This is a genomic window from Paenibacillus sp. 1-18, assembly GCF_000520755.1.
GTDB classification, from domain to species: domain Bacteria; phylum Bacillota; class Bacilli; order Paenibacillales; family Paenibacillaceae; genus Paenibacillus; species Paenibacillus brasilensis.
Map to the genome: position 1 here is coordinate 1 of NZ_ASSB01000220.1, position 1490 is coordinate 1490.

At 46.7% G+C, this 1490-nt stretch carries 1 protein-coding gene; it reads left to right on the plus strand.

Going from position 1 to position 1490, the window contains the following annotated elements; translation table 11 throughout:
- The first annotated feature begins 99 nt into the window (after positions 1-99).
- Positions 100-1445 (plus strand): IS3 family transposase gene (locus L693_RS29270; RefSeq protein ID WP_155983824.1). Its coding sequence is split into 2 segments (ribosomal slippage): positions 100-484 and positions 484-1445, totalling 1347 coding nucleotides; the frame shifts between segments, so codons are not numbered across the junction.
- The last annotated feature ends 45 nt before the right edge of the window (positions 1446-1490 follow it).

The following is a 1490-nucleotide window of genomic DNA, read 5'->3' on the forward strand; positions in this document are numbered from 1 at the left end:
TGAACTGTGACCCGAAAGATGGACACTTTGAAAAAAAGTGACCTCTCTCGGGTCTCTTTGCGTTTATAATCGATATACACGAAAGGTTGGGGATACAAAATGGGGAACCGTTGGTCTACCGGTGAACAAAGGTTTAGTGAAAGTCAGATCCGCCAGATGGAGGATCATGCTAACGTATTGCATATTACAGAGCGTTCTATTGCTTACCAACCCACATTCAAGTTGGCTGCTCTAAAGGCCTATCAGGAGGGGAAAACTCCTGCAGAAATCTTCAGGGAGGCAGGATTCAACTTAGATATGATCGGACGGGAGAATCCGAATAGATGCTTAAAACGTTGGAGAAAAACCTTTGCTTCTCAAGGTGAAGCAGGTCTTCTGGAAGAGCAACGAGGAAAAGGCAGCACGGGAAGGCCCGCAGCAGAACAGTCGATGGAGAAGAAGCTTGCACAAGCTGAGGCACGTATAAAGCTTCTGGAAGCGGAGAACGACTTCCTAAAAAAGCTCGAGGCGCTCGAGAGACAAGCCCAGCAGAACCAACGCTGACACCCTCTGAGCGCTTCGAACTCATCAATCGTACCCTCCGTAAGCATCAACTTGAGAAGATGACTCATCATCTTTGTAAGATGGCGAATGTCAGTAAAAGCGGGTACTACCGGTGGTTAGCCGCTGAACAAGCACGACAGCTGAGAGAAGAAGCGGACGAACAGGATCTGTTACTCATCAGGGAACATTTTGAAAAACGGAATGGGAAAGTGGGAGCACTTGTTTTAAAAATGTGCTTGGAGCATAAGAGTGGCGTCATCATGAACCATAAGAAAATTCGCCGTATCATGCGTAAATACGGGTTGGTGGCCAAGATACGCCAGGCCAATCCGTACCGTAAGCTTGCAAAGGCCACACAAGAGCACCAGACACTCCCTAATCACCTTAAACGTCAGTTTGACCAGGGCGAGCCGGAGAAAGTCTTTCTCACAGACATCACATACCTGCACTATGGTCAGGGGCAATGCGCGTATTTGTCCTGTGTAAAGGACGGTGCAAGCGAACAGATTCTTGCTCATTATGTATCCTCGTCCTTAGAAATGACGATCGTAGATCGAACCTTGGACAGGTTGATTCAACGACTGGATGGCAACATTCACCCCGAAGCCATCATCCATTCTGACCAAGGTTTTCACTACACGAATCCGAGGTTCCAAGCTCGAGTTAAAGAGATAGGCTTCCAGCAGTCCATGTCGCGAAAGAGTAACTGCTGGGACAATGCCTCCATGGAGTCTTTCTTCGGTCATATGAAGGATGAACTCGAGTATAGGGACAGCGTTACTCTCCAGGAATTACGGGCACGCATTAATGAATACATGGATTACTACAACACCGATCGGTATCAATGGACATTAAAAAAGATGACTCCTGATGAATACAGGAACCATCTATTAACAGCATAATCTAACTCTTTTCTTTTATGTGTCCACAAATAGGGTCACAGTTCA